The organism is Priestia sp. P5_B4 (assembly GCF_056400385.1).
Map to the genome: position 1 here is coordinate 1 of NZ_JBFULJ010001111.1, position 1080 is coordinate 1080.

General features: G+C 38.8%; 1 protein-coding gene. It reads left to right on the forward strand.

Annotated elements, in window-relative coordinates; translation table 11 throughout:
* Nucleotides 1-43: 43 nt before the first annotated feature.
* A partial coding sequence (sucC, locus tag AC1DRF_RS29225) for an ADP-forming succinate--CoA ligase subunit beta (protein WP_477742472.1) occupies nucleotides 44-1080 on the forward strand: 1037 nt, incomplete at its 3' end.

Consider the following 1080-nt stretch of genomic DNA (forward strand, 5'->3'; position numbering starts at 1 on the left):
GTGCAGTATAGTTTTGTGGTTGATTATGTTAGGAGGATGGGAAATGAATATCCATGAGTATCAAGGAAAAGAACTACTCAGAAAATATGGGGTTGCAGTACCAAACGGTCGAGTAGCTTTTACTGTTGAAGAAGCAGTTGAAGCAGCAAAGGAATTAGGTTCACAAGTATCAGTGGTGAAAGCACAAATCCATGCTGGTGGACGCGGTAAAGCGGGCGGTGTCAAAGTAGCAAAAAACTTAGATGAAGTTCGTACATATGCACAAGATATTTTAGGAAAGACCCTCGTAACACACCAAACAGGCCCTGAAGGAAAAGAAGTTAAGCGCTTGTTAGTTGAAGAGGGATGCGATATTAAGAAAGAATACTACATCGGTTTAGTTCTTGATCGTGCAACGTCTCAAGTTGTATTGATGGGTTCTGAAGAAGGTGGAACTGAAATTGAAGAAGTGGCGGAAAAAACGCCTGAAAAAATCTTTAAAGAATATGTGGATCCTGCGATTGGTTTACAAGCATTCCAAGCTCGCAGACTTGCATTTAATATTAATATTCCAAAAGAACTAGTTGGAAAAGCAGTTAAGTTCATGACAGGTTTATATACAGTATTTGTTGAAAAAGACTGCTCAATTGCAGAGATTAATCCTCTAGTTGTAACAGGTGACGGAGACGTTATGGCATTGGATGCGAAGTTAAACTTTGATTCAAATGCGCTGTATCGTCAAAAAGATATTCTTGAATATCGTGACCTTGAAGAGGAAGATGCTAAAGAAATTGAAGCATCTAAATACGACTTAAGCTACATTTCACTAGATGGTAATATCGGTTGTATGGTAAACGGTGCAGGTTTAGCAATGGCAACGATGGATATTATTAAACATTACGGAGGCGACCCTGCTAACTTCCTGGATGTTGGGGGCGGCGCAACTGCTGAAAAAGTAACAGAAGCATTCAAAATTATTTTATCTGACCAAAATGTAAAAGGTATTTTCGTTAATATTTTCGGCGGGATTATGAAATGTGATGTTATTGCAACAGGTGTTGTTGAAGCAACGAAACAAGTTGGATTAAGCCTTCCATTAGT